Annotated in this window: 19 protein-coding genes; 6 read left to right on the top strand and 13 right to left on the bottom strand. The window is 61.4% G+C overall.

What is annotated here, in order from left to right:
• Window position 1: 1 nt before the first annotated feature.
• Window positions 2-1,255, bottom strand: a complete 1,254-nt coding sequence (locus QTL56_RS08485) for a Zn-dependent hydrolase (protein ID WP_245136281.1) — start codon at window positions 1,253-1,255, stop codon at window positions 2-4.
• Window positions 1,256-1,542: 287 nt separating this feature from the next.
• Between QTL56_RS08485 and QTL56_RS08480 the strand changes: the two genes are divergently transcribed.
• Window positions 1,543-2,193, top strand: coding sequence for a TetR family transcriptional regulator C-terminal domain-containing protein (locus tag QTL56_RS08480; RefSeq protein WP_245136282.1), 651 nt, complete (start codon window positions 1,543-1,545; stop codon window positions 2,191-2,193).
• Here the strand turns inward: QTL56_RS08480 and QTL56_RS08475 are convergent.
• Window positions 2,183-3,124 carry a DMT family transporter gene (locus QTL56_RS08475; RefSeq protein ID WP_245136283.1) on the bottom strand — a complete coding sequence of 314 codons (942 nt, stop codon included), beginning with the start codon at window positions 3,122-3,124 and terminating at the stop codon, window positions 2,183-2,185. The two genes, QTL56_RS08480 and QTL56_RS08475, sit on opposite strands and share 11 nt — an antisense overlap.
• A 148-nt stretch (window positions 3,125-3,272) precedes the next feature.
• Between QTL56_RS08475 and QTL56_RS08470 the strand changes: the two genes are divergently transcribed.
• Entirely contained in the window at window positions 3,273-3,905 is a 633-nt protein-coding gene (locus tag QTL56_RS08470) for an exopolysaccharide biosynthesis protein (RefSeq protein WP_229574382.1), read from the top strand.
• Between the two features lie 15 nt (window positions 3,906-3,920).
• Here QTL56_RS08470 and QTL56_RS08465 read toward each other — a convergent pair whose 3' ends face one another.
• The 3 genes from QTL56_RS08465 to QTL56_RS08455 all read right to left on the bottom strand — a co-directional run bounded on the left by QTL56_RS08465 (window position 3,921) and on the right by QTL56_RS08455 (window position 9,491).
• The gene (locus QTL56_RS08465) at window positions 3,921-6,563 is read right to left on the bottom strand and encodes a bifunctional diguanylate cyclase/phosphodiesterase (RefSeq protein WP_245136284.1); all 2,643 of its coding nucleotides are present in this window, start codon (window positions 6,561-6,563) and stop codon (window positions 3,921-3,923) included.
• A 226-nt stretch (window positions 6,564-6,789) separates the two neighbouring features.
• On the bottom strand, window positions 6,790-8,103 hold the full coding sequence (gene preA / locus QTL56_RS08460; RefSeq protein WP_245136285.1) for an NAD-dependent dihydropyrimidine dehydrogenase subunit PreA: 1,314 nt from the start codon (window positions 8,101-8,103) through the stop codon (window positions 6,790-6,792).
• Between the two features lie 26 nt (window positions 8,104-8,129).
• Window positions 8,130-9,491: an NAD(P)-dependent oxidoreductase gene (locus QTL56_RS08455; RefSeq protein WP_245136286.1), complete on the bottom strand. Its 1,362-nt coding sequence runs from the start codon at window positions 9,489-9,491 to the stop codon at window positions 8,130-8,132.
• Between the two features lie 291 nt (window positions 9,492-9,782).
• Here QTL56_RS08455 and QTL56_RS08450 point away from each other — a divergent pair, with 291 nt between their 5' ends.
• Both QTL56_RS08450 and QTL56_RS08445 read left to right on the top strand, forming a co-directional pair.
• Window positions 9,783-10,181, top strand: a complete 399-nt coding sequence (locus tag QTL56_RS08450) for a DUF2325 domain-containing protein (protein ID WP_229574377.1) — start codon at window positions 9,783-9,785, stop codon at window positions 10,179-10,181.
• 307 nt (window positions 10,182-10,488) lie between these two features.
• Entirely contained in the window at window positions 10,489-10,875 is a 387-nt protein-coding gene (locus tag QTL56_RS08445) for a VOC family protein (RefSeq protein ID WP_245136287.1), read from the top strand.
• Between the two features lie 46 nt (window positions 10,876-10,921).
• Here the strand turns inward: QTL56_RS08445 and QTL56_RS08440 are convergent, their stop codons facing one another.
• The 4 genes from QTL56_RS08440 to QTL56_RS08425 all read right to left on the bottom strand — a co-directional run bounded on the left by QTL56_RS08440 (window position 10,922) and on the right by QTL56_RS08425 (window position 13,584).
• Entirely contained in the window at window positions 10,922-11,287 is a 366-nt protein-coding gene (locus QTL56_RS08440; RefSeq protein ID WP_245136288.1) for a DUF423 domain-containing protein, read from the bottom strand.
• A 5-nt stretch (window positions 11,288-11,292) separates the two neighbouring features.
• The gene (locus tag QTL56_RS08435; RefSeq protein WP_229574371.1) at window positions 11,293-11,703 is read right to left on the bottom strand and encodes a globin domain-containing protein; all 411 of its coding nucleotides are present in this window, start codon (window positions 11,701-11,703) and stop codon (window positions 11,293-11,295) included.
• A 126-nt stretch (window positions 11,704-11,829) separates the two neighbouring features.
• Window positions 11,830-12,771, bottom strand: coding sequence for a trypsin-like serine peptidase (locus QTL56_RS08430; RefSeq protein WP_245136289.1), 942 nt, complete (start codon window positions 12,769-12,771; stop codon window positions 11,830-11,832).
• Window positions 12,772-12,888: 117 nt separating this feature from the next.
• Complete coding sequence (locus tag QTL56_RS08425; protein ID WP_245136290.1) at window positions 12,889-13,584, bottom strand: hypothetical protein; 696 nt, start codon at window positions 13,582-13,584, stop codon at window positions 12,889-12,891.
• A 321-nt stretch (window positions 13,585-13,905) separates the two neighbouring features.
• Between QTL56_RS08425 and QTL56_RS08420 the strand changes: the two genes are divergently transcribed.
• Together QTL56_RS08420 and QTL56_RS08415 are read left to right on the top strand one after the other, a co-directional pair.
• The gene (locus QTL56_RS08420; RefSeq protein ID WP_245136291.1) at window positions 13,906-14,508 is read left to right on the top strand and encodes a recombinase family protein; all 603 of its coding nucleotides are present in this window, start codon (window positions 13,906-13,908) and stop codon (window positions 14,506-14,508) included.
• Window positions 14,509-14,604: 96 nt separating this feature from the next.
• Entirely contained in the window at window positions 14,605-16,227 is a 1,623-nt protein-coding gene (locus tag QTL56_RS08415; RefSeq protein ID WP_245136292.1) for an ABC-F family ATP-binding cassette domain-containing protein, read from the top strand.
• Between the two features lie 28 nt (window positions 16,228-16,255).
• Here the strand turns inward: QTL56_RS08415 and QTL56_RS08410 are convergent, their stop codons facing one another.
• The 4 genes from QTL56_RS08410 to QTL56_RS08395 form a co-directional block, all read right to left on the bottom strand.
• Window positions 16,256-17,056, bottom strand: coding sequence for an ion transporter (locus QTL56_RS08410; RefSeq protein WP_245136293.1), 801 nt, complete (start codon window positions 17,054-17,056; stop codon window positions 16,256-16,258).
• 128 nt (window positions 17,057-17,184) lie between these two features.
• The gene (galE, locus tag QTL56_RS08405; RefSeq protein ID WP_229574358.1) at window positions 17,185-18,174 is read right to left on the bottom strand and encodes a UDP-glucose 4-epimerase GalE; all 990 of its coding nucleotides are present in this window, start codon (window positions 18,172-18,174) and stop codon (window positions 17,185-17,187) included.
• 14 nt (window positions 18,175-18,188) lie between these two features.
• On the bottom strand, window positions 18,189-19,349 hold the full coding sequence (gene glf, locus QTL56_RS08400; protein WP_245136294.1) for a UDP-galactopyranose mutase: 1,161 nt from the start codon (window positions 19,347-19,349) through the stop codon (window positions 18,189-18,191).
• Between the two features lie 115 nt (window positions 19,350-19,464).
• On the bottom strand, window positions 19,465-20,718 hold the full coding sequence (locus QTL56_RS08395) for a DUF6250 domain-containing protein (RefSeq protein WP_245136295.1): 1,254 nt from the start codon (window positions 20,716-20,718) through the stop codon (window positions 19,465-19,467).
• Window positions 20,719-20,741 lie beyond the last annotated feature (23 nt).

The raw sequence follows: 20,741 nt of genomic DNA, 5'->3' as shown, positions 1-20,741 counted from the left end.
ATCACCCGACAATCTCCGCCGTCTCCAGCACCGCCCGCAGCAGGACGTCGGCGCCAGCCGTTGCCCATTCCTTGGAGATCTCCTCCGCCTCGTTGTGGCTCAATCCACCGACGCAGGGGCACATGATCATGGTTGAGGGCGCGACCTTGGCAGCCCAGCAGGCGTCGTGGCCAGCGCCGGAGATCAGGTTCATGTGGCTGTAGCCGAGGTCTTCCGCTGCCTTGCGCACGGAGGCGACGAGTTTTTCGTCGAAGGTGACCGGGTCGAAATGGCCGACCGCCTCGACCGAACAGCCAACGCCGAGTTCGGCACAGATCTCGGCACCCTTCGCCTCGATCGTTGCGCGCATGCGGTCGAGTTTCTCCTGGCTTGGCGTGCGGATGTCGACGGTGAAGACAACCGTGCCGGGCAGGACGTTGCGGGAGTTGGGCGAGAACTTGACCTGGCCGACACCGCCGACAGCGCCGGGCTGTTCGCTCATCGCGACCTCCTGGACCATTTCCATGATCCGGGCCATGGCGAGGCCCGCATTAACGCGCAGGTTCATCGGGGTGGAGCCCGTATGGGCTTCGCGGCCGGTGAGCGTGAATTCCAGCCACCAGAGGCCCTGACAGTGGGTGACGACGCCGATCTGCTTCTCCTCGGCTTCGAGGATCGGTCCCTGTTCGATGTGGTATTCGAAATAGGCGTGCATCTTGCGTGCGCCGACCTTTTCGTCACCCAGCCAGCCGATGCGCTTCAATTCGTCGCCGAAGGTTTTGCCGTCCATGTCCTTGCGGGCATAGGCATAATCCTGCGTCAGAACGCCGGCGAAGACGCCGGACGCCAGCATGGCCGGGGCGAAGCGGGCGCCTTCCTCATTGGTCCAGTTGGTGACGACGATCGGGTGCTTGGTCTTTATGTTGAGGTCGTTCATCGACCTGATGACTTCGAGGCCGGCGAGCACGCCGAGGACGCCGTCATACTTGCCGCCGGTCGGCTGAGTGTCGAGATGGCTGCCGACATGGACGGGAAGAGCGTCCGGATCCGTGCCCGGGCGGGTCATGAACATGTTGCCCATGGTGTCGACGCCCATGGTGAGCCCGGCATCCTCGCACCAGCGCTGGAACAGGCGACGGCCCTCTGCGTCTTCGTCCGTCAGGGTCTGGCGATTGTTGCCGCCGGCCACGCCGGGGCCGATCTTCGCCATCTCCATGAGCATGTCCCAGAGCCGATCGCCGTTCACGCGAAGGTTTGTGCCGGGTTGCGCCGTCATTGCAGATCCTCACCTGTTTTTCGGGGACCCGGATCTTCCGCCCGTTCCCCTTGTTCCCGGGGTCAGCGACAGCGGCTTATGTTTGTCTTTTCCGCTGTCGTATCGGCAGTTGCCTTTAATTGACATCTGTCCAATAATTTGACCGACTGGTAAAACATTACAACTTCCGTCACGGCACTCAAGACGAAATCGGTAAAAATCTGCGACAAAATATCGAGCAGATGCCCAGAATTTGGGCTCGTGTATTCTTGTGTGAGTTCAATTGTTTAGCTGGAAACAACTCGAAGATGGCCATACCGAGAGCGGCGCAGACCCAGAGGCGGACGCGGATACAGGAGGAGAAGGAAGAGCTCATCCTCGAAGCCGCGCTGGAGGTATTCTCGCATCGGGGATTCCACGGCTCGACGATTGACCAGATCGCCGAGGTCGCCGGCATGTCGAAACCCAATCTCCTCTACTATTTCCGCACCAAGGAAGCGATGCACCGGGCGCTGATCGACCGGGTGCTGGAGAACTGGCTGGAGCCGCTGCAGGCCTTCGATGCCGAGGGCGATCCGGAGGAGGAGATTCGCTCCTACATCCGGCGCAAGCTGGAAATGGCCCGAGAATTCCCGCGCGAAAGTCGCCTCTTCGCCAACGAGATCCTGCAGGGCGCGCCGCATATCGCAGCGCTGCTGGCGGGGCCTCTCAAGGAACTGGTGGACGAGAAGGCCGAGGTCATCCGGGCCTGGATCGCGAACGGAAAGATACGCGACTGCGACCCGCATCACATGATCTTCTCGATCTGGTCGACGACCCAACACTATGCGGATTTCGACGTGCAGGTGAAGGCGGTTCTGGGGGGACGTGACGGCGCAGATCGCTTCGCCGAGGCGGCAAACTTCCTGGAAGGCCTTTTTGTCAGCGGCCTCATCCTCAAGCCAGCCGTCAGTCCCTGAGCAGACCCATCACCAGCAGGCCTGCCGCCGTCACCAGGGCGCCGAGAAAGACGGCGGGGCTTGCCCAGCCATGGCCGAGCAGGCCTTCCAGCAGAATGATGAAGGTCGGCGTCAGGTAGCCATAGCCGAGGACCTTGGGGGCTGGCAGGCGCATGGAGGCGTATTGCAACAGCATGAAGGTGATCGCAGTCGTCACGATCGAGAGATAGGCGATCGTTGCCCAGACGGTCATCGGCAGGGCGGCGAAGTCGGTGGTGGCGAGCGGCACCCCACCGGTCGGGAGCAGCCAGGGGATCGTGAAGACCACAACCCAGAAGCCGAAGGCGACCGGATTTTCTCCGAGGCCAAATCGCCGGATCAAAGGCACATAGGCGCCGTGACAGACGACGCCGACGAAATAGATCAACTCTCCCCGACCGACATCGAAGGACAGGATAGCGGCCATATCGGCGCGAAAGATCACCCAGATTGCGCCAAGTGCCGCAATGACAAGGGCGACCATCACGTCGGGACGGGTCCTCTGGCCGATGAAGAGGAGCGCGAAGCCTGCACTGATCAGCGGCATCAGGGTGAAGACGGCGCCCGTCTGCACCGGGCTGGTGAATTCCAGTGCCGCGAACATGGTCAGCATATAGACCGCGATCAGGCCGCCCAGGAGGGCGTAGCGCCAGACGCGGCGGGGGATTGTGAAGGGGACGCGCAGGATGCCGAAGGTCAGGATGCCCATGACCACCATCGTCATCAGATAGCGCCAGAGCGTCAGCGGGCCTGCCTCAAGATGCTGGGCCGCCATGCCGCCGAAGGAGAAGGAGCCGGCGATCAGGGCGGCGAAGAGCAGCATGGCCGCATGCGCCTTCAGCTTTTCGCGGCCGGTGGCGTGGATGGTGTGACGGTTCTGGGCGGGAGCGCTGCGCTGGACCTGGTCTGTCATGATCTGCCTTGTGAGGACCAATCTCGATCGCCATCTCGGGGCGTGACTTGACCGGACCGGTATTCTCCTTCATCTGCGGCGGGAGGCGATGCCGTTCGGCATAACCCTTCACAGATCTTGCCACGGCAGTTAATCGAAAGCGGACCTGATGACAACGACGATCGGCTTTACCGACACGGACAAGAGCACCAGCGCTGTGCTGGAGGACGTGATCCGTTCCATGGACGAAGAGCATGTAACGCTCCGCCAGATCCTCGAGAAGATGGGGGAAAGTGGTCTCCTGCTTCTCTGCGGGCTCTTGTCGCTGCCATTTCTTGTGCCGGTTTCCATTCCGGGCGTGTCGACCGTCTTCGGTGCCGGTATCGTCCTGATCGGCATTGCCGTGACCTTCAATCGCTTGCCCTGGCTTCCGTCGAAACTGGCGGATCGTAAAATCGAGCGCAGCAAGCTGGTGCCGGTGCTGGAGCGCGGGCTGACGATTCTGCGCAAGGTCGACCGGTATGTGCGACCGCGTCTTCTGGGGCTGACCACGGGTGGTCTCGTCAACCGGATCAACGGCCTGGTTCTGACCTTGGCCGCCGTGCTCCTGATGATGCCGCTGAGCTTCATCCCGTTTTCCAACACGCTGCCGGGCGTCGCGATCTTGCTGCTTTCCACGGGGATTTCGCAGCGCGACGGTGGTGTCGTTTTGGCTGGCCACCTTCTGGTGGTCCTGACAATCCTCTACTTCGGTGGTCTCGCCTGGGTGGCCTATGCGGCCGGCAGCAGTCTCACGGGCTGAGGGCGCCAGCTGCCTTCAGGCCATCTGCTGCCAGAGAGTTTCGCGCTCCAGGGCATGCTTGCGGGCAAAGTCCATCAGGGCGTCGGCGCTCATCGGTCGAGCCAGGGCAAAGCCCTGCAGCGTCTGACAGCCCAGATCGCGCAGGATTGCGGCATGTTCCATGGTCTCGACGCCCTCCGCGACGATGCCGATGCCGAAGGATCGTCCGATATCGACGATCGAACTGATCAGGCGGCGCTGCGTGAGATTGTCGATGATCGGTGCAACAAGCTGCCGGTCGATCTTCAGGCGGCTGGGAGAGAGCTTGATCAGCGACAGGATGGAGGCATAGCCGGTGCCGAAATCGTCGATTTCGATGGCAATGCCGTGGGCACGGATACGCTCGAGGCTCTCGGCCACGGCGTCCGCCTTGTCGTCGAAGGAGATCGATTCCAGCAATTCGAATGACAGGCTGCCCGGCTTCAGCGACAGCGTTTCCAGATGGCTGACGAGGCGATCCTCGAAGAGGCGCTGGGCGGAAATGTTCACCGAGACATGTTCGATGCCGAGGTCGGCCGCACGCCAGCGAGTGAGCTGCAACAGCGCCTGATCCAGAATGCTCGCGTCGATCTGCGAGACGACATTGAGGCTCTCGGCGATTTCGAGGAAGGCCGAAGGGGGCAGCAGGCCCTGCTGGGGGTGGTTCCAGCGGGCGAGGGCTTCCACACCGTTGATCTCCAGCGTTCGAGCGTCGAACTGCGGCTGATAGAATGCGACGAAGTCCTTGTCTCCGAGGGAGCGCAAGATGGCATCGGCGGTCTGCTTGATGTTGATCGTTTGTGCCCGCAGGTGGTCGTTGAAAAACTCGACGCGATTGCGACCCCGGCGCTTGGCTTCGTACAGTGCGATATCGGCATTGACGAGAACCTGCTCGGCGGCCAGATGCGCTTCGGTCTTGGTCGCGATCCCGATGGAGGCTCCGACGCGGCATTCATGGCCGTTGTAGAGGACCGGTGTGTTGACGGCGGTAATCAGCCTCTGGCCCAGCGATCCGAAGTCATCCTGGCCGGGTTCGCCGAAACAGACGATGACGAATTCATCACCGCCGATACGGGCGACGAAATCATGGTCGCGGACATTGGTGCGCAAGGCGGTGGCGACATTGCGCAGGATCGCGTCGCCGGCCCCATGGCCCATGGTGTCGTTGATTTCCTTGAACCGGTCGAGATCCAGATGCAGAACGGTGAGCTGCGGGCCTGGCTGGTCCTGGACATCAAGGGCCGCCAGTCGCTGATCGAGGTAGCGGCGGTTCGGCAGGCCGGTCAAGGCGTCGTGCAGCGCGTTGTGCTCCATCCTCTGGCGGGCGGATTCGAGCGCGGCATTCTGTTCCTCGGTCTGGATCTGGGCGGCACGCAGATTGTCCTGCAGAATGACATCTTCCGTAACGTCCCAATTGACGCCCAGCGCCTTCACGGCGCCATCCCGGGTGCGATAGGTGGTGCCGACAGTGCGCATGTGCCGAATCTTGCCATCATCCGCCCGCCGGATGCGAAACTGGCCCGTATAGGAACCCTGCCGGACTATGGCCCTGTTCATCGTGCGTTCGATCTGCGGAATGTCTTCCACCGGCACCATGCCGCGCCACAGATCCATGGTGATAGGTGTATCGGCAGGCAGGCCGTAGAGTTGGCAAACCCGCTCGTCCCACTGCATCGCGCCGGTGGCGACATCCAATTCCCAGACACCGATTCTCGACGATTCCAGTGCGACACCCAGCCGGTGGGACATGGTGCGCAGATCTTCTTCGCGCTCGTGCAGTGCCCTGAAGTTGCGTTGCCGCTCGTTCATCAGCATCGCGACCCATACGATGATGCCGCAGATCAGGGTCGCTGCCGTGAAGATCGCGATGCGGCTCAGTTCGCTCCGGTTGGACGCTGCGTCCCAGCCGCCGCGCGGAATGGCTGATATCGTCCATTGCCGGTTCGCCAGATCGATGTTCATGAGAACCGGATCGAAGTTCCGGATGTTGACGTCCCCGAATATCACCGCCGACTCGCCGCTGACACTGTTTTCCGCCGTGATCACGACCTCGATCGGCAATTCGTTGGCGAGAAGTCCGCTGTCGTCATAAAGGCGTGGCAGGTCGAGGATACCGAGTACGGCACCCCAGAACTGCATTTGTCCGCTGTCATTCCCGATGCGCACGGGGATGCTGATGACCAGTCCCTGCGTGCCGTTGTTGAGGTGGGTCGGGCCGGTGATGACCGCTTTTCCCTTTTCGACCATGTCGCGCAGCAGGGCGTCCCGGTCCCAGACCTGCAGGATCGGCCGATCCGTGAATGGAGAATTGATTTCCGGCGGATAGGCGTATGTCGAGATCAGATCGGGGGCCGCGACGACCGTCCGGATCTGTGAGTGAATCTGGAATATACTTTCTGCGAGCGCCTCGAACCGTGTCTTTTCGATTTGCGGTTCCGTTGCGATCACCGCGACGAGGCCCTGCAGGAGCTTGGTGTTGGCGTTGATATTGGCTTCGATCTTGGTGCGGATCAGGCCGAGGCGCTGCTGGACCTCGTGGCGGCTCTCATGAAGGGAAAGTTGTTGCTGCTGCAGGTCCGCATAGAAGGCGGATAGGACGACAAGGATGCAGACGAGGACGCTCGGAATGATGATTTGCATGCGCGCCCGCCATGCGGAGACATCGACTATGTCTCGGGTCGTTCCCGGCATCTCACCAGCATCCTGCAATTTACAAGCCTCTAATATTGGGGGCGTTCAATAAATCCGGTGTTTATCATGCAAGCAAGCGTTGAATAAATTCTGAATCTCTCCCCCACTTCGTAGTCTATTGATCGGGTGACTTGGCCCGCCGTCATCCGAAGCGCGGGCCAAGTCTTGTGTGCTGTCACTCAGCTGCCTGAACGGCCATCGGATTGTTCGGATGGGTCGTCCAGTTGGCGTAGTTGGGATCGACTGGGCGCCCGGTGCGCTGGTCTAGCGTGCCTGCGTCCAGCGCCACCATGGTGATGCAGTTCTCCACCGGACAGACGTTGACGCAGAGATTGCAGCCGACGCATTCGTCTTCCATCACCTCGAACTTCCTGACGCCGTCGACCATGCTGGTGATTGCCTGGTGCGAGGTGTCCTCGCAGGCAATGTGGCAGCGGCCGCATTTGATGCAGGCATCCTGATCGATATGGGCTTTGGCGATGTAGTTGAGGTTGAGATACTGCCAGTCGGTGACGTTCGGTACGGCGCGGCCGCAGATGTCGTCGAGGCTCGCATGACCCTTGGCATCCATCCAGTCGTTGAGGCCAGAAATCATCTCCTCAACGATTTTGAAGCCATAGGTCATGGCTGCCGTGCAGACCTGGACATTGCCGGCACCCAGCACGAGGAACTCGGCTGCATCCCGCCAGGTCGTGACACCGCCAATGCCCGAGATCGGCAGGCCATAGGTTTCCGGATCGCGAGCGATTTCGGCCACCATATTGAGCGCGATCGGCTTGACGGCCGGGCCGCAATAGCCGCCATGGGTGCCCTTGCCGCCAACGGTGGGCGAGGGCGCAAAGCTGTCGAGGTCGACCGAGACGATCGAGTTGATCGTGTTGATCAGCGAGACGGCATCGGTGCCGCCAGCCTTTGCCGCGCGAGCCGGTTTGCGGATGTCGGCGATGTTGGGCGTCAGCTTGGTGATAACGGGCATGCGGGAATACTGCTTGCACCAGCGCACGACCATCTCGATGTATTCCGGAACCTGGCCGACGGCCGCCCCCATGCCGCGCTCGGACATGCCGTGCGGACAGCCGAAGTTGAGTTCGATGCCATCGGCGCCGGTTTCTTCGACCAGCGGCAGGATCGCCTTCCACTCTTCCTCCACGCAAGGCACCATGATCGAGGCGACAAGTGCCCGGTCCGGCCAGTTCATCTTGACCTGCTTCATCTCCTGCAGGTTGATCTGCAAGGGACGGTCGGTGATCAACTCGATGTTGTTCAGGCCAAGAAGTCTGCGGTCTGCGCCCCAGATCGCGCCGTAGCGCGGGCCGTTGACATTGACGACAGGCGGGCCTTCCGAGCCCAGTGTCTTCCAGACGACGCCACCCCAGCCGGCCTTGAAGGCGCGCTCGACGTTGTAGGCCTTGTCGGTCGGTGGTGCAGAGGCCAGCCAGAAGGGGTTGGGCGACTTGATGCCGACGAAGTTATTCCTGAGATCAGCCATTTTTCAAATCCTCTCCAAGCGGTGCGTCATGCGACAGCTGTTACGCCCGCCGTTGAAACGGCGAGAGAGCGGTTGATGCTTTCGGCCGCGTCGCGGCCCATGGCGACGGCCGATACCGTCAGGTCCTGGCCGCCGAAGGCGCAGTCTCCGCCGGCCCAGACACCAGGGAGCGAGGTGCGTCCCTCGGCGTCCACGGCGATCTTGCCACCTTCGATTTTCAAGCCGTCCAGACCTTGGGCATCGAGCTTCTGGCCGATCGCGACCAGAATCTGGTCGGCCTTGATCTCGGTCGTGTGACCGGTGCCCTTCATCAGGCCGTTTTCGAGATGGGTATATTCGACGGTGATCGCCGAACAGTGGCCGCCATGATGGGCCACTTCCTTCGGCTGCAGCCAGTGGCGGATATGGACGCCCTTCGAGGTTGCGAGATCCTGCTCGAATTCCGAGGCGTTCATGTGTTCCTTGCCGCGGCGATAGCAGATCGTCACGTTTTCGGCGCCGAGAAGCTTGGCCTGCACGGCGGCATCGATCGCGGTCATTCCGCCGCCGATGACGACCACGTCGCGGCCCACGGGCACATCTGCCTTGTCGTCTGCCTGGCGAAGATGGGCGATGAATTCGACGGCATCGATGACACCGTTGATCTGGGCTCCTGGTATGTTGAGGCCGTTGACGTTGCCGAGGCCGGCACCGATGAAGACGGCGTCGTGCTTGGCCTGGAGATCGGCAAGCTTGAAGTCGATGCCCATTTCCTGACCGTCCAGCACATCGATATTGCCGAGCGAGAGGATGTAATCGACTTCCTTCTGGGCGAAGTCATTGGGGGTCTTGTAGGCCGCGATGCCGTATTCGTTGAGGCCGCCGGCCTTCTCGCGCGCTTCGTAGATCGTTACCTGGTGGCCGTGCAGGGCAAGGCGATGGGCGGCGGCAATACCGGCCGGGCCGGCGCCGACGACGCCGACGGTTTTACCGGTCGATGCGGCCGCATGGTAGAACTGGCGGCCTTCCTCGATTGCGATGTCGGTGGCGTATCGTTGCAGGCGACCGATTTCGACCGGGCGCTCCTCGGCCGTGTTGCGCACACAAGCTTCCTCACAGAGCGTTTCGGTGGGGCAAACGCGCGCGCACATGCCGCCGAGGATGTTCTGGTCGAAAATGGTCTTGGCGGCACCAAGCGGATTGCCAGTCGATATCTGCCGGATGAACATCGGGATATCGATGGCGGTGGGACAGGCCGTCATGCAGGGCGCGTCATGACAGAAATAGCATCTGTCAGATGCGACAAGGGATTCATGGCCGCCGAGGCGGGGGTGGAGGTCGGAGAAATTCTTCGCATAATCGGCAGCATCAAGCCGCCCGGCCTTGAGGCCCGGTTCCAGTCTTCGCATCGCAGTTCCCTCTTTTATTTTCGAAGCGATACGGAGAAAGTAGCTCAGGAATAAAGTTTTATCAAACGGTAAAAATTTGCCGGATCCGGCCGGAAAAGCCCGCAAAACTCGGTCTTCTTCTCCTGCTCAGCTTTGAAGATCCCGTGCCCTATCGAGCACTGCCAGCGGCGGCGATAAAACATGAGTATTGTCGTCAACTATATACTTTACTCTGTTTGTCATGTTTTGTATGGCTAGCCGGAGAGCAGAGCGGCGCGTTGCGGCTCAGGTGGATTCGAGGAGAGGGACGAGATGGCCAAGCACAAGAAGAAGCATACGGACAAAAAGGCGCCTGCGGAGAACCCGGCCAAGGTCGGCCGCTTCCCGACACCCGCCGAAGTGCGCAGTTTCCTTTATGTCGGCGGTCGCGACTGCCAGGTGGCGCATCTTCGCCAGATCGCCAGCAATTTCGGCGCGGAACTCATTCATCATGACGGTGGTTTGAGGGAAGCGGTTTCGCGGATCGACACGGTGCTGCCTTCTGTCGACTGCGTCTTCTGCCCGATCGACTGTATCAGCCACGACGCGTGTCTGCGGGTGAAAAGTGGGTGTAAGAAATTCGGCAAGACTTTCATTCCGCTGCGGAATGGCTCGAAGTCCAGTCTCGAGCGCGCGCTGCAGACCCTCAATGAAAGGAATTCGAACGGATGAGCAGAGACGGTTTCGACAAGGGCGGTTTTGGTGTAGGCTCCAGCCTTGCGCGAGAGCATGGGGAAGGTCTTCTTCCGGAGCTTGCCGATGCAATCCTGCAACGCTCGCGAGAACGTGAAGTGACGAAATGCGAAATCATCACTTTGCCGGGCTTGCACGTAGGCGAGCGCACTACCAACTACCCGAAATCAAACCGGGCCCCCGCCCTCGTCATAGACTTTCCCGCGCCACGATGGCAGCGGAACGCCAACGCCAGGTCGTAGTCGTTTCGTGAGCCAATCATGCGGGAAGCAGAGGAACTTTCCGCATGAACGCCCAGCAACCGATTGCGACGACTGTCCTCAATGCAGTTCCTATTCTTCCCTCGCTGAACTTTGTCGAAACCCGCAATTTCTATGTCGAGAATCTCGGTTTCGAAGAGGTGGGCCTCGATTGCCTCGACTATCTCGTTGTTCGGCGCGGCGGGATGGAGCTTCACTTCTGGCTGAGCGACGATCCGCTTCAGTGTCAGAACAGCTCGGTATTCTTTCGGGCAACGGCGCCCGGTGAAATCTATCGTGATTTCTGTGAACGGGGGATCGAGGCCATCTGCCCGTCCGATACCCAGGGCGGCGATGTCCGGTTTCACGTGCGGGACCCGCATGGAAACCTGCTGATGTTTTCCGGGATGGGGCCGACTGCCGTCGCCCATTGAGGCCGTCCGCCGGACGAGAGCCGTCAACTCGACTGGCGCTCCAGGGTCAGGGGCGCGGTCGCATGGCGGCGCCGACCGCCAGAAGGAGCCAGGACGCGATCAGCGTCATGCCGCCAGTGGGTGCGGCCATGGGGAATAGTCCCGTGCCGAGGACGTGACGGGAGACGAGATCTCCCGAAAACAGCAACGTTCCGACCAGCATGGCGAGTGCTGCCAGGCCGGAGAACCGGATCCGATCGCCAGCCAGCGAAAGTGCGATCAATGCCGGCGCATGGGCGAGGCAGATCGTCGAGGCCGGGCGAAGCAGGGCATCGCCGCCCGCATGGATCGCAGCCGCTGCAAGACCCACGCCGGCAGCGCCGATCAGTCCAGCCGCCATCGCGGCCCAACGATTGTCCCGCGTGATTGCCATCGACCTCATTCCCTGTTTTGCATGTGAAAGGCCAGCTTCTCGATCGGCGGCCAGATGACTTCGCGCAGCTTGGGATGTGCGACCGTTTCCTCAAGGGCACGGCGGAAGCAGAGCAGCCACTCGTCCCGCTCCAGCGGACCGATTTCGGCGGCAAAATGGCGGCGCCTGAGCATGGGATGGCCACGCTTCTGCATGTAGACCGGCGGACCGCCGAGATAGCCGGTCAGATATTCGTAGAATTTCTCTTCGCTGCCGGTCAGGTCCGCCGGATGAACCGCCCGGCAATGGGCGGCTTCGGGCAGGGTGTCCATCAGCTCGTAGAAGCGGCGCGTCAGGGCCCTGACAGTCGGGTCTCCGCCGATCGCTTCGTAGAGGGTGATTGTCTCCGGCTCGGCCTGGGGTGTGGTCTCGGTCATGGACGCGTTCATAACCGAAACTCGGCCCGAGGAAAACGGCCGGCCAGTCGCTGCGGCAATATGCGGTATTCCCGTATATCTTCGTTGCGATCCGGGCCGGCCCTGTCGGTTGCCGGGCGGGAGGCGTCAGTCGAGGCAGCGCGCGTCCCGGACATGGTTCTTCAGCGCAAGCGTGTCATTCGTGAAGAGCGGTCCAAGGGTCTGCGTATCGTTGGTCAGCCGATGCGAGTTCAGGCTGACGACCCGGTTCTTGCCGCCGCTGCCGCCCGCCTCGAAATCGGCAAACCATGCCCCGCCGCTGCTTCCTGCCGTCAGCGGATTGTCCGCCATGGTGACAATGCCGCCGGCGACCCCGAGCCAGGAGCCGTCGACCTTGTAGAGATAGCGACCTCGATCCGGCGTGGATGGGTAGCCGATCGCCGTCAGGTCGGTCGAGGCCGGTATCCCGCTTGCAAGCTCCAGCGGCGGGCGCTCGTCGTCGCTTCTCGCCAGGATAAAGGCGTAGTCATAAGCGTAGTTCACGCTCGGTCTGTGATAGGCGTCGAAGATCGAGATGCAGCGCCAGTCGATCGTTTGCGGCGAGTCGCCATCGACACTCGCGCGGGCAAAGCTGAAATCGGAATGCCAGACACCGCTTGCGTGATTGATGACGCAGTGGGCAGCCGTGAGAATGACCTTCAGATCATCGACATACTGCGCCGAACACCATCTGGCCTTGCCGGTGTCATCCCGGAAACTCAGGCGGCCGGCACTCCAATACGGGGCAGATACGTCCGGAGCCGCGATCTTTTCCAGAATGCCGGGCGTGGCGATTGCGCCGCGATCGCCTGGTAACGGACGTTGATCGGGAATGGCCGGGTTCAGCTCGCGAAAACGGCGTTTCATCTCGTCGTGCTCTTCCTGCGTGATCGCCGGCAGCGGCATGGGCTCTGCATCTGTCATTTCCTCTGCAGACATTTTGCCGATGTTCGGGTTCTTCAGGTTTTCGATTGTCGGGGCGGCCCTTGCCCCCGTTGCCGAGGCAAGGCTCAGCAGGGCGATGCAGGTCGCATTGGCGATCTTGGGCATGGCTGATTTCCTTTTTCAGGTCGGCAAATCGCGCCACCGCGGTCGCGCGCCGCTGTTGCTGTTTGGAGATGACGATGGCGAGATGCGGCTCACCGTCGAGCCGCATCTCTGTGGGGATCAGAGCAGAAGAGGGGTGCGCAGCTCGATCAGCCCCATTTCCAGCATTTTCGCTGCACCCGTGCTCGGCATGAAAACGCCGCGCGTGGGCTCGTATTTCAGCGTGATGTCGCTGACGCCGCCGCCGAACTTGGTGACAGCCGTATTGCTGGTGATCTTGGTGATGATTGTCTCACTGGCGAACTGGCTCTGGAGCCACACATAGACCGTGGTGAAGGGCGTCATCTGGATCTGGTTCTGCGACGGCACCAGCTGCGCCGAGATCGGCTTGCGCTCGGCCAGCGTCTTGTTGACCATCGCCGATTGGGAAAGGCCGAATGTCAGCGTCGGATACTGGGTGTAGGGCATGTTGTTGACGGCGGCGAAGGTCCCGGAATTGACGCTCGGATCGTTCTGGAAGACGCCGAAGGTCGCCGCAGGCGTGAACGGATAGTAGCCTGCATCGATTGCCGGGCCCGGCGTTACCTCCGAAAGTTTGGTGATCGCGGCACCCTGCGAGATGGCGGTGGTAGACGAGTAGATCCAGTAGTCTTCCGTCCACTCGACCGTGGTCGACTGGAAGGGATCGATCGACAGCCAGACAACGTTCGGGTCGCCGGAGCCGACCGGCTTGGCAAGCGTGATGCGCTGGCCGGCGGCCTTGATCACGTTGAGGTCCGTCGGGTCGATGTTGAGGGTGAGTGAGTAGTTGGGCATGCGGAAGTCCTCCTTGGTGTCGGATTGATCCATGGTCCTGATGGACGCTTTCCGGCGTCTCGAAACCGTTCCCATTTGCGCAACCCGGAATTCCCGTTCAGTGGCCTGTAGTTGGTGGCTGGATGTGGCGTGAATCCGCTCGATCGACCGTCCGAAGCACGGCTTTCACGGGGAAAAGTATATACATCTTATGCGAGTATTTTGTGTTGACCTAATCCTGGCGCTGTGCTTAAAAGGGAACCATTATGATACGGTTCCGCCCGATCTCCCGCGTGGAGATTTCGCCACAACCTTATGTTTTCCCTGAAAATCGGAGAGGTCATGCGGATAGGCTATGCGCGTGTATCGACGCTGGACCAAAACGTGGATATGCAACTTAAAGCTTTGGTCTCCTGTGGCTGTGAGCAGATCTTCAGCGATCTGGGTCACTCCGGCGCGCAGCGGCTTCGACCAGGACTGGCCGAAGCCCTGGAGGCCCTGCAGCCTGGGGATACGCTGGTGATCTGGCGCCTTGATCGCCTCGGCCGCTCACTTTCGCATCTGATCGACGTGGTCAACGACTTCGGAAGCCGCGGGGTCGCGCTGTATTCTGTGACCGAAGCGATTGATACCGGCTCGGCCGGTGGTCTGTTGATCTTCCATATCATGGGGGCGTTGGCCGAGTTCGAGCGTGGCCTGATTTCGGAGCGCACGTCGGCCGGTATGGCGGCTGCAAAATTGCGGGGGCAAAGCATCGGCAGACCCGTGAAGCTCCGGCCCGGGGACGTCGAGATGGCGCTCGACGGGATGGCGCGCGAGGGGCTGTCATTGGCCGATGCCGCACGTCGGCAAGGGATCAGCCGTGCGACGCTTTGCCGGGCGCTGAGGCGGCGGCGGGAGCAGTCGGCGGGAGATCGGGCGTCGCTTGTGTCGGTGGGTGCCTGATCGGATAGCCGGTCTGCTGCCCTGCAACAAAAGCAGGGGACAGACGGGCCACGGCATGCCATAAGGGCGCCGATTTCCCTTCAGGCGTCCTTGTCCATGATCCGTATCGAAAATATCTCCAAGCAGCTCAGCCATCGCATCCTGTTCATCGAGGCGTCCGCCGCGCTCAACCGCGGCGAGAAGATCGGTCTCGTCGGGCCGAACGGGGCGGGCAAGACCTCGCTCTTCCGCATGATCATCGGCCATGAACTGCCCGACGAAGGCCAGGTCTCCGTCGATAAGGGCGTGTCGATCGGCTATTTCAGCCAGGATGTCGGCGACATGGCCGGTCGCTCGGCCGTGGCCGAGGTGATGGATGGGGCAGGGCCGGTCAGCGAAGTCGCGGCCGAACTGCGCGAACTCGAGGCCGCCATGGTCGATCCCGATCGCATGGACGAGATGGATCAGATCATCGAGCGTTACGGCGAGGTGCAGGCGCGCTACGAGGAGCTCGATGGTTATGCGCTGGACGGACGGGCGCGCGAAGTGCTGGCCGGTCTCTCCTTTTCTGAAAGCATGATGGATGGTGATGTGGGCGCCTTGTCGGGCGGCTGGAAGATGCGCGTGGCGCTGGCCCGCATTCTCCTGATGCGTCCCGATGTGATGCTGCTCGACGAACCGTCGAACCATCTCGATCTCGAAAGCCTGATCTGGCTCGAGCAGTTCCTCAAAGGTTATGAGGGCGCACTGCTGATGACCTCGCATGACCGCGAGTTCATGAACCGTATCGTCAACAAGATCATCGAGATCGATGCCGGCCAGCTCAACAGCTATTCCGGCGACTATGTCTTCTATGAGGGGCAGCGCGCCCTGAACGAGAAGCATCAGCAGTCGCAGTTCGAACGCCAGCAGGCGATGCTGGCAAAGGAAATCAAGTTCATCGAGCGCTTCAAGGCGCGCGCCAGCCATGCTTCCCAGGTGCAGAGCCGGGTGAAGAAGCTGGAAAAGATCGACCGGGTCGAACCACCGAAGCGCCGCCAGGTGGTTGCCTTCGAATTCCAGCCTGCGCCGCGCTCGGGTGAAGATGTGGTCACGGTGAAGAACGTTTCCAAACGTTACGGCGACAAGGTCATCTATGACGGCTTCGACTTCATGGTCCGCAGGAGGGAGCGCTGGTGCATCATGGGCATCAACGGGGCCGGGAAGTCGACGCTCCTGAAGCTCGTCGCTGGCGATTCGAAGCCGGACCAGGGCACTGTTGCGATTGGCGCCAGCGTGAAGATGGGCTATTTCGCCCAGCATGCGATGGACGTGCTCGATGGCGAGATGACGATCTTCGAAATGCTGGAGACGACATTCCCGCGGGCTGGCCAGGCGCCGCTCCGGGCGCTTGCCGGCTGTTTCGGCTTTTCCGGCGACGACATCGACAAGCGGATCCGGGTTCTGTCCGGTGGCGAGAAGGCGCGCCTCGTCATGGCGATCATGCTGTTCGATCCGCCGAACCTGCTCGTCCTCGACGAACCGACCAACCACCTTGACCTTGATACCAAGGAAATGCTGATCAAGGCGCTGTCGCAATACGAGGGCACCATGCTCTTCGTCAGCCACGACCGGCATTTTCTCGGGGCGCTGTCGAACCGCGTTCTGGAGATCACCCCGGAAGGGGTGTTCCAGTATGGCGGCGGCTACACGGAATATGTCGAGCGCACAGGCCACGAGGCGCCGGGTCTGCGCAGCTAGAGCATGGAAAAGGCCGGTACGGCGGCGCTCAGGCGCCGTTTGCGGGCCTCTCGGTCCGGAGTGCCGCGATTTCGGAACGAAGGGCCTGCATCTCGCGCAGCAGATCGGCGTTGTCGATGTGTAGCGTTTTCAGGTCCGCGTCGGTATCGGCCATGCTCTGCTCCTGCATCGCCGAAACAATGACACCGATGAAGAGGTTCAGGACCGAATAGGTGCTGAGCAGGATGAAGGGCACGAAGAACAGCCAGGCATAGGGGTGCACCTCCATCACCGGCCGAACGATGCCCATGGACCAGCTTTCGAGCGTCATGATCTGGAAGAGCGAATAGGTCGACGCGCCGAGACTGCCGAACCAATCGGGAAACGTTGCGCCATAGAGCTTGGTCGCCATGACGGCCGAGACGTAGAACAGCATGAACAACAGAATGATGATCGAGCCCATGCCGGGAAGGGCGGCGATCAGGCCGCCGATCACCCGCCGCAGCGACGGCACGATGGAGATCAGCCGCAGGACACGCAGGACGCGCAGCGCGCGCAGCACCTGGAACGGTCCGCTCGCCGGAATGAGTGCGATTGCGACGATGGCGAAGTCGAAAATGCTCCACGGGTCGCGGAAGAAGCCGAAGCGGAAGGTGTAGAGACGCGCGGCGATCTCCGCGACGAAGATCGTCAGAATGATACGGTCGACTGCGAGCAGTAGCGGTCCCATGACCTGCATGACGGCGGGGGATGTCTCGAGACCGAGCGTCACGGAATTGATCAGGATGACCGTGATGATTACCCGCTCCCACGCGTTCGAGGAGAGGATCTTCTTCAGCTTGTCGCGCATGGTTTGGGCTCCGGCAAAAACTGCACGACGAAAAGCGGATGGATCACGGCGCGTCAAGGTGTTTCAGCCTGCCGTACAGGCCGTTCAGACGCCTTTTTAGGGGAGGTCCGATCCGTGGGCGGCCGACCTCAGTCGGAATGGCCATTGAAGGTTGAATGCCATTTCCAGGCCGAGCGGATGATGTCGTCAATGCCATGCTTCGGGTCCCAGCCGAGGACTTCGCGGGCGAGCGTATTGCTGGCGACGAGGCCTGGCGGGTCGCCCGCGCGGCGCTCGGTGCGCTTGATCGGCATGGGGCGGCCGGAGACGGTTTCGATCGCCGCAATCAGTTCCTTGACGGTGGTGCCGTTGCCGGTGCCGAGATTGATGGCGATCGTCTCGCCACCGTTCAGCAGATACTCGACGGCGCGCACATGGGCGTCGGCGAGATCGTTGACGTGGATGTAGTCTCTAATGCAGGTCCCGTCGCGGGTGTCATAGTCCTCGCCGAAGATCGAGAAGAATTCGCGTCTTCCAAGGGCTGTATCGATGGCGAGCGGAATGGCATGGGTCTCGGGCGAGTGCCACTCGCCGATGCGGCCTTCGAAATCGGCGCCGGCAGCATTGAAGTAGCGCAGCATCACGGATTTCATGCGGCCGCAGAGGTTGAGGTCGCCCAGCGCCTGCTCGACAATGTGCTTGGTGCGGCCGTAAGGGTTGATCGGCTTCTGGCCGTGCTTCTCGTCGAGCGGCAGATATTCCGGTGCGCCATAGGTGGCGCAGGTCGAGGAGAAGACGAAGTTCCGGATGTCGGCGTCGCTCAGGGCCTGCAACAGGCTCAGCGTGCCTGAAACATTGACGTCGTAGAAATGCTCCGGCTCCTTGAAGGATTGGCCGACCTCGATCAGGCCGGCGAAATGCATGGCGGCCTTTGGCTGGTACTTGGCGAGCACTTCCCTGAGCCGGGCCTTGTCTCTGATGTCACCCTGTTCGGCCGGGCCCCATTTGACGAATTCCGGATGGCCGGAGGTGAAGTTGTCGTAGACAACAGGCAGGTAGCCACGCTCGGAGAGCGCGAGGCAGGTGTGGGAGCCGATATAGCCGGCGCCGCCGACAACAAGGATGGGTGTCGCAGTCATGCGCGTTTTCCTGCTTAGAGCGGAGAATGGACGAAGGCGGGCATGGCTGCCGCATCCTTTGCCTTGGCGAGGAACAGGCGCGCCGTATCCAGTGCTTCGCGGATCGTCACGTCCATGTCCAGATAGCGGTAGGTTGCAAGCCGGCCGACAAAGGTGACGGCCTTTTCTTCCTTGGCACGGGTGACGTAATCGGCCAGCTGCGCCTTCTCGTCGACCAGACGGATCGGGTAATAGGGAATGTCCTCCTCACCGCATTCGCGGGAGAATTCGCGGTAGCAGACCGAGCCCTCATGGCTTTCCCACGGCGAGAAGTGCTTGTGCTCGGTGATGCGGGTATAAGGTACGGACGCGTCGCCGTAGTTCATTACCGCACAGCCCTGATAATCGCCCTGATAGGTGAAACGCTCGAAATCGAGCGTGCGATAGCCGAGGCGGCCGAATTCATAGCCGAAATAGCCGTCGAGCGGGCCGGAATAGAAGAGGTGCGCATAGTCATGGCGCGCGCGCGGATCGAAATGCTGGCCGAGTGTCACCTTGATCTTCGGATGGTCGAAGATTTTTGCGATCATGTCGGTATAGCCGTTTTCCGGCATGCCCTGGAATTTGTGGAAGAAATAGTTGTCGTCATAGTTGAAGCGCACGGGAAGACGCTTCAGGATCGAGGCCGGCAGGTCGGTCGGTGAGCAGCCCCATTGCTTTTCGGTATAGCCCTTGAAGAAGGCCTCATAGAGGTCGCGGCCGACGAAGCGCAGTGCCTGTTCCTCGAAGGTTTGCGGATCGGTTATGGTCTTGTCGGCCTGTTCCTCGATGAAGGCACGGGCCTCTTCCGGGCGGAAGGTCTTGCCGAAGAACTGGTTGATCGTGTGCAGGTTGACCGGCAGCGAATAGACCTGGCCTTGGCTCGTGGTCTTCACCCGGTTCTTGTAGGGCAGGAAAGTCTGGTAGCCGTTGACGTAATCCCAGACTTCCGCGTCATCGGTGTGGAAAATGTGCGGGCCGTAGATGTGGACCATGACGCCGGTGTCGGCATCGCGTTCCGTGTGGCAATTGCCGCCGATATGCGGGCGCGTGTCGAAGACCTCCACCTCGAAGCCGGCCTCAGCCAGTTCGCGCGCAATCACGGCGCCGGACAGGCCTGCGCCGACGATACCGATTTTCTGACCCTGTGCCGTCACCTGGATGTTCCTCAAGCTTGTGGGGTGGGCGGGGTTCCAGCCCTTCCGGCCTGCCGTGCCTCATCCGTTCCTGTCTGGTCCGGCGGGCCTGCCCGCCGGTCGATGTATGTTGCCGTCAGAGCGCGAGCTTTTCCCGCATCAGCTTATCATAGGCGGCGATCAAACGGTTGACGTCGACGCCCTCTTCCTGTGGCCCGAAGCTCAGATGGCTCACGGTGAAGTCGGAATAGATCGCGGTCGGACGTTCGAGGAAAGCCGGCAGGTCAACCGTCAGCATCTTTTCGTCGTCGCCCCTTGCCAAGGCCATGTGCTGCAGGTCGCGGCCCAGCCAAGCGATGAAGTTGATCGACTGGCGCTCCTGCCAGTCGACGACCTTCGAGGGCAGGGGGAACTCCTTCTTCGGCGTCGCCAGGAAGAAGTCGTGCAGGTTGTTCGCCTTGTCGGGGTCTGTCCAGAGTGTGCCGCCGAAGCCCCCGGGGGGGCGCTCGAAATGGCCGAGTGAAGCCGGCAGGGCACCGGAGACCTGCTGAAAATAGGCGCACACGCCGTTGTTCACGACATTGGCCGAAGTCACGAAGTAGCGCGGGTTCTTGCGGCGATGATCGATGAAGCCGGCCAGCCCGTCCAGGTCCATGTAGACGATATCATCGTCGCATTTGAGGAAGAGCGCGTCGGCGAAATCGGCGAGCCGCTCGGCGTAGTATTGATAGGCCTGGAAATACGGCAACTGTTCGCCGGGATTGCCGACATAGCGGCGCACGGGCTCGTTGACGTGGCAGAGTTCCAGAGCCGCACCCCAGCCGCCGCGGATCATGACGTCGGCGCCGGCAGACAGGGAAATCTCCGGCCAGCGGCCGAGCACGACGCCGTTCACCGTCAATTCCGGCGTGCCCGTTCCGTCGACCGACAGGATGATGTCGTTCGCCCGACCCGGCGACAGAACGCTCGGGGTCAGCCTTGCCCAGGTCATTGTAGCATCGCTTCTGTCGGCATCGTTCAGTCGTTCGCGGGAGACCTTGCGGATCACGGACTGCTGGTTGTTCCACCCGCCGACGACCACTTCGTAGAGCGTTTCCTGATCGTCTTTCGGCAGGATGGCCAGGTGTAGATCATTGCTGATTAGGGCCTCCAGCCTGAGCGGCGCGCGACGTGATATCGTCCCGCAGGGCTGATAGCCGACCGCATGGCCCATGTAGCGGGCCGGGCCAAACTCACGGGTCACCCATTGATGGTCGGAGTCCGAGCGGGTGAAATCCCACACATGCCATTCGTCAATCAGGCCGTCGGCCATTGCCGCGCGCACATAGCGCGTCAGGATCTCCATGCGGGCTTCACGGCCGGCGAAAGTCACGAGTATTACAGGCGCCACACTTCTCTCCCGGCCCAATGGTC

The organism is Peteryoungia algae (assembly GCF_030369675.1).
Classification (GTDB): domain Bacteria; phylum Pseudomonadota; class Alphaproteobacteria; order Rhizobiales; family Rhizobiaceae; genus Allorhizobium; species Allorhizobium algae.
This window is presented reverse-complemented; position numbering and strand designations above follow the sequence as displayed.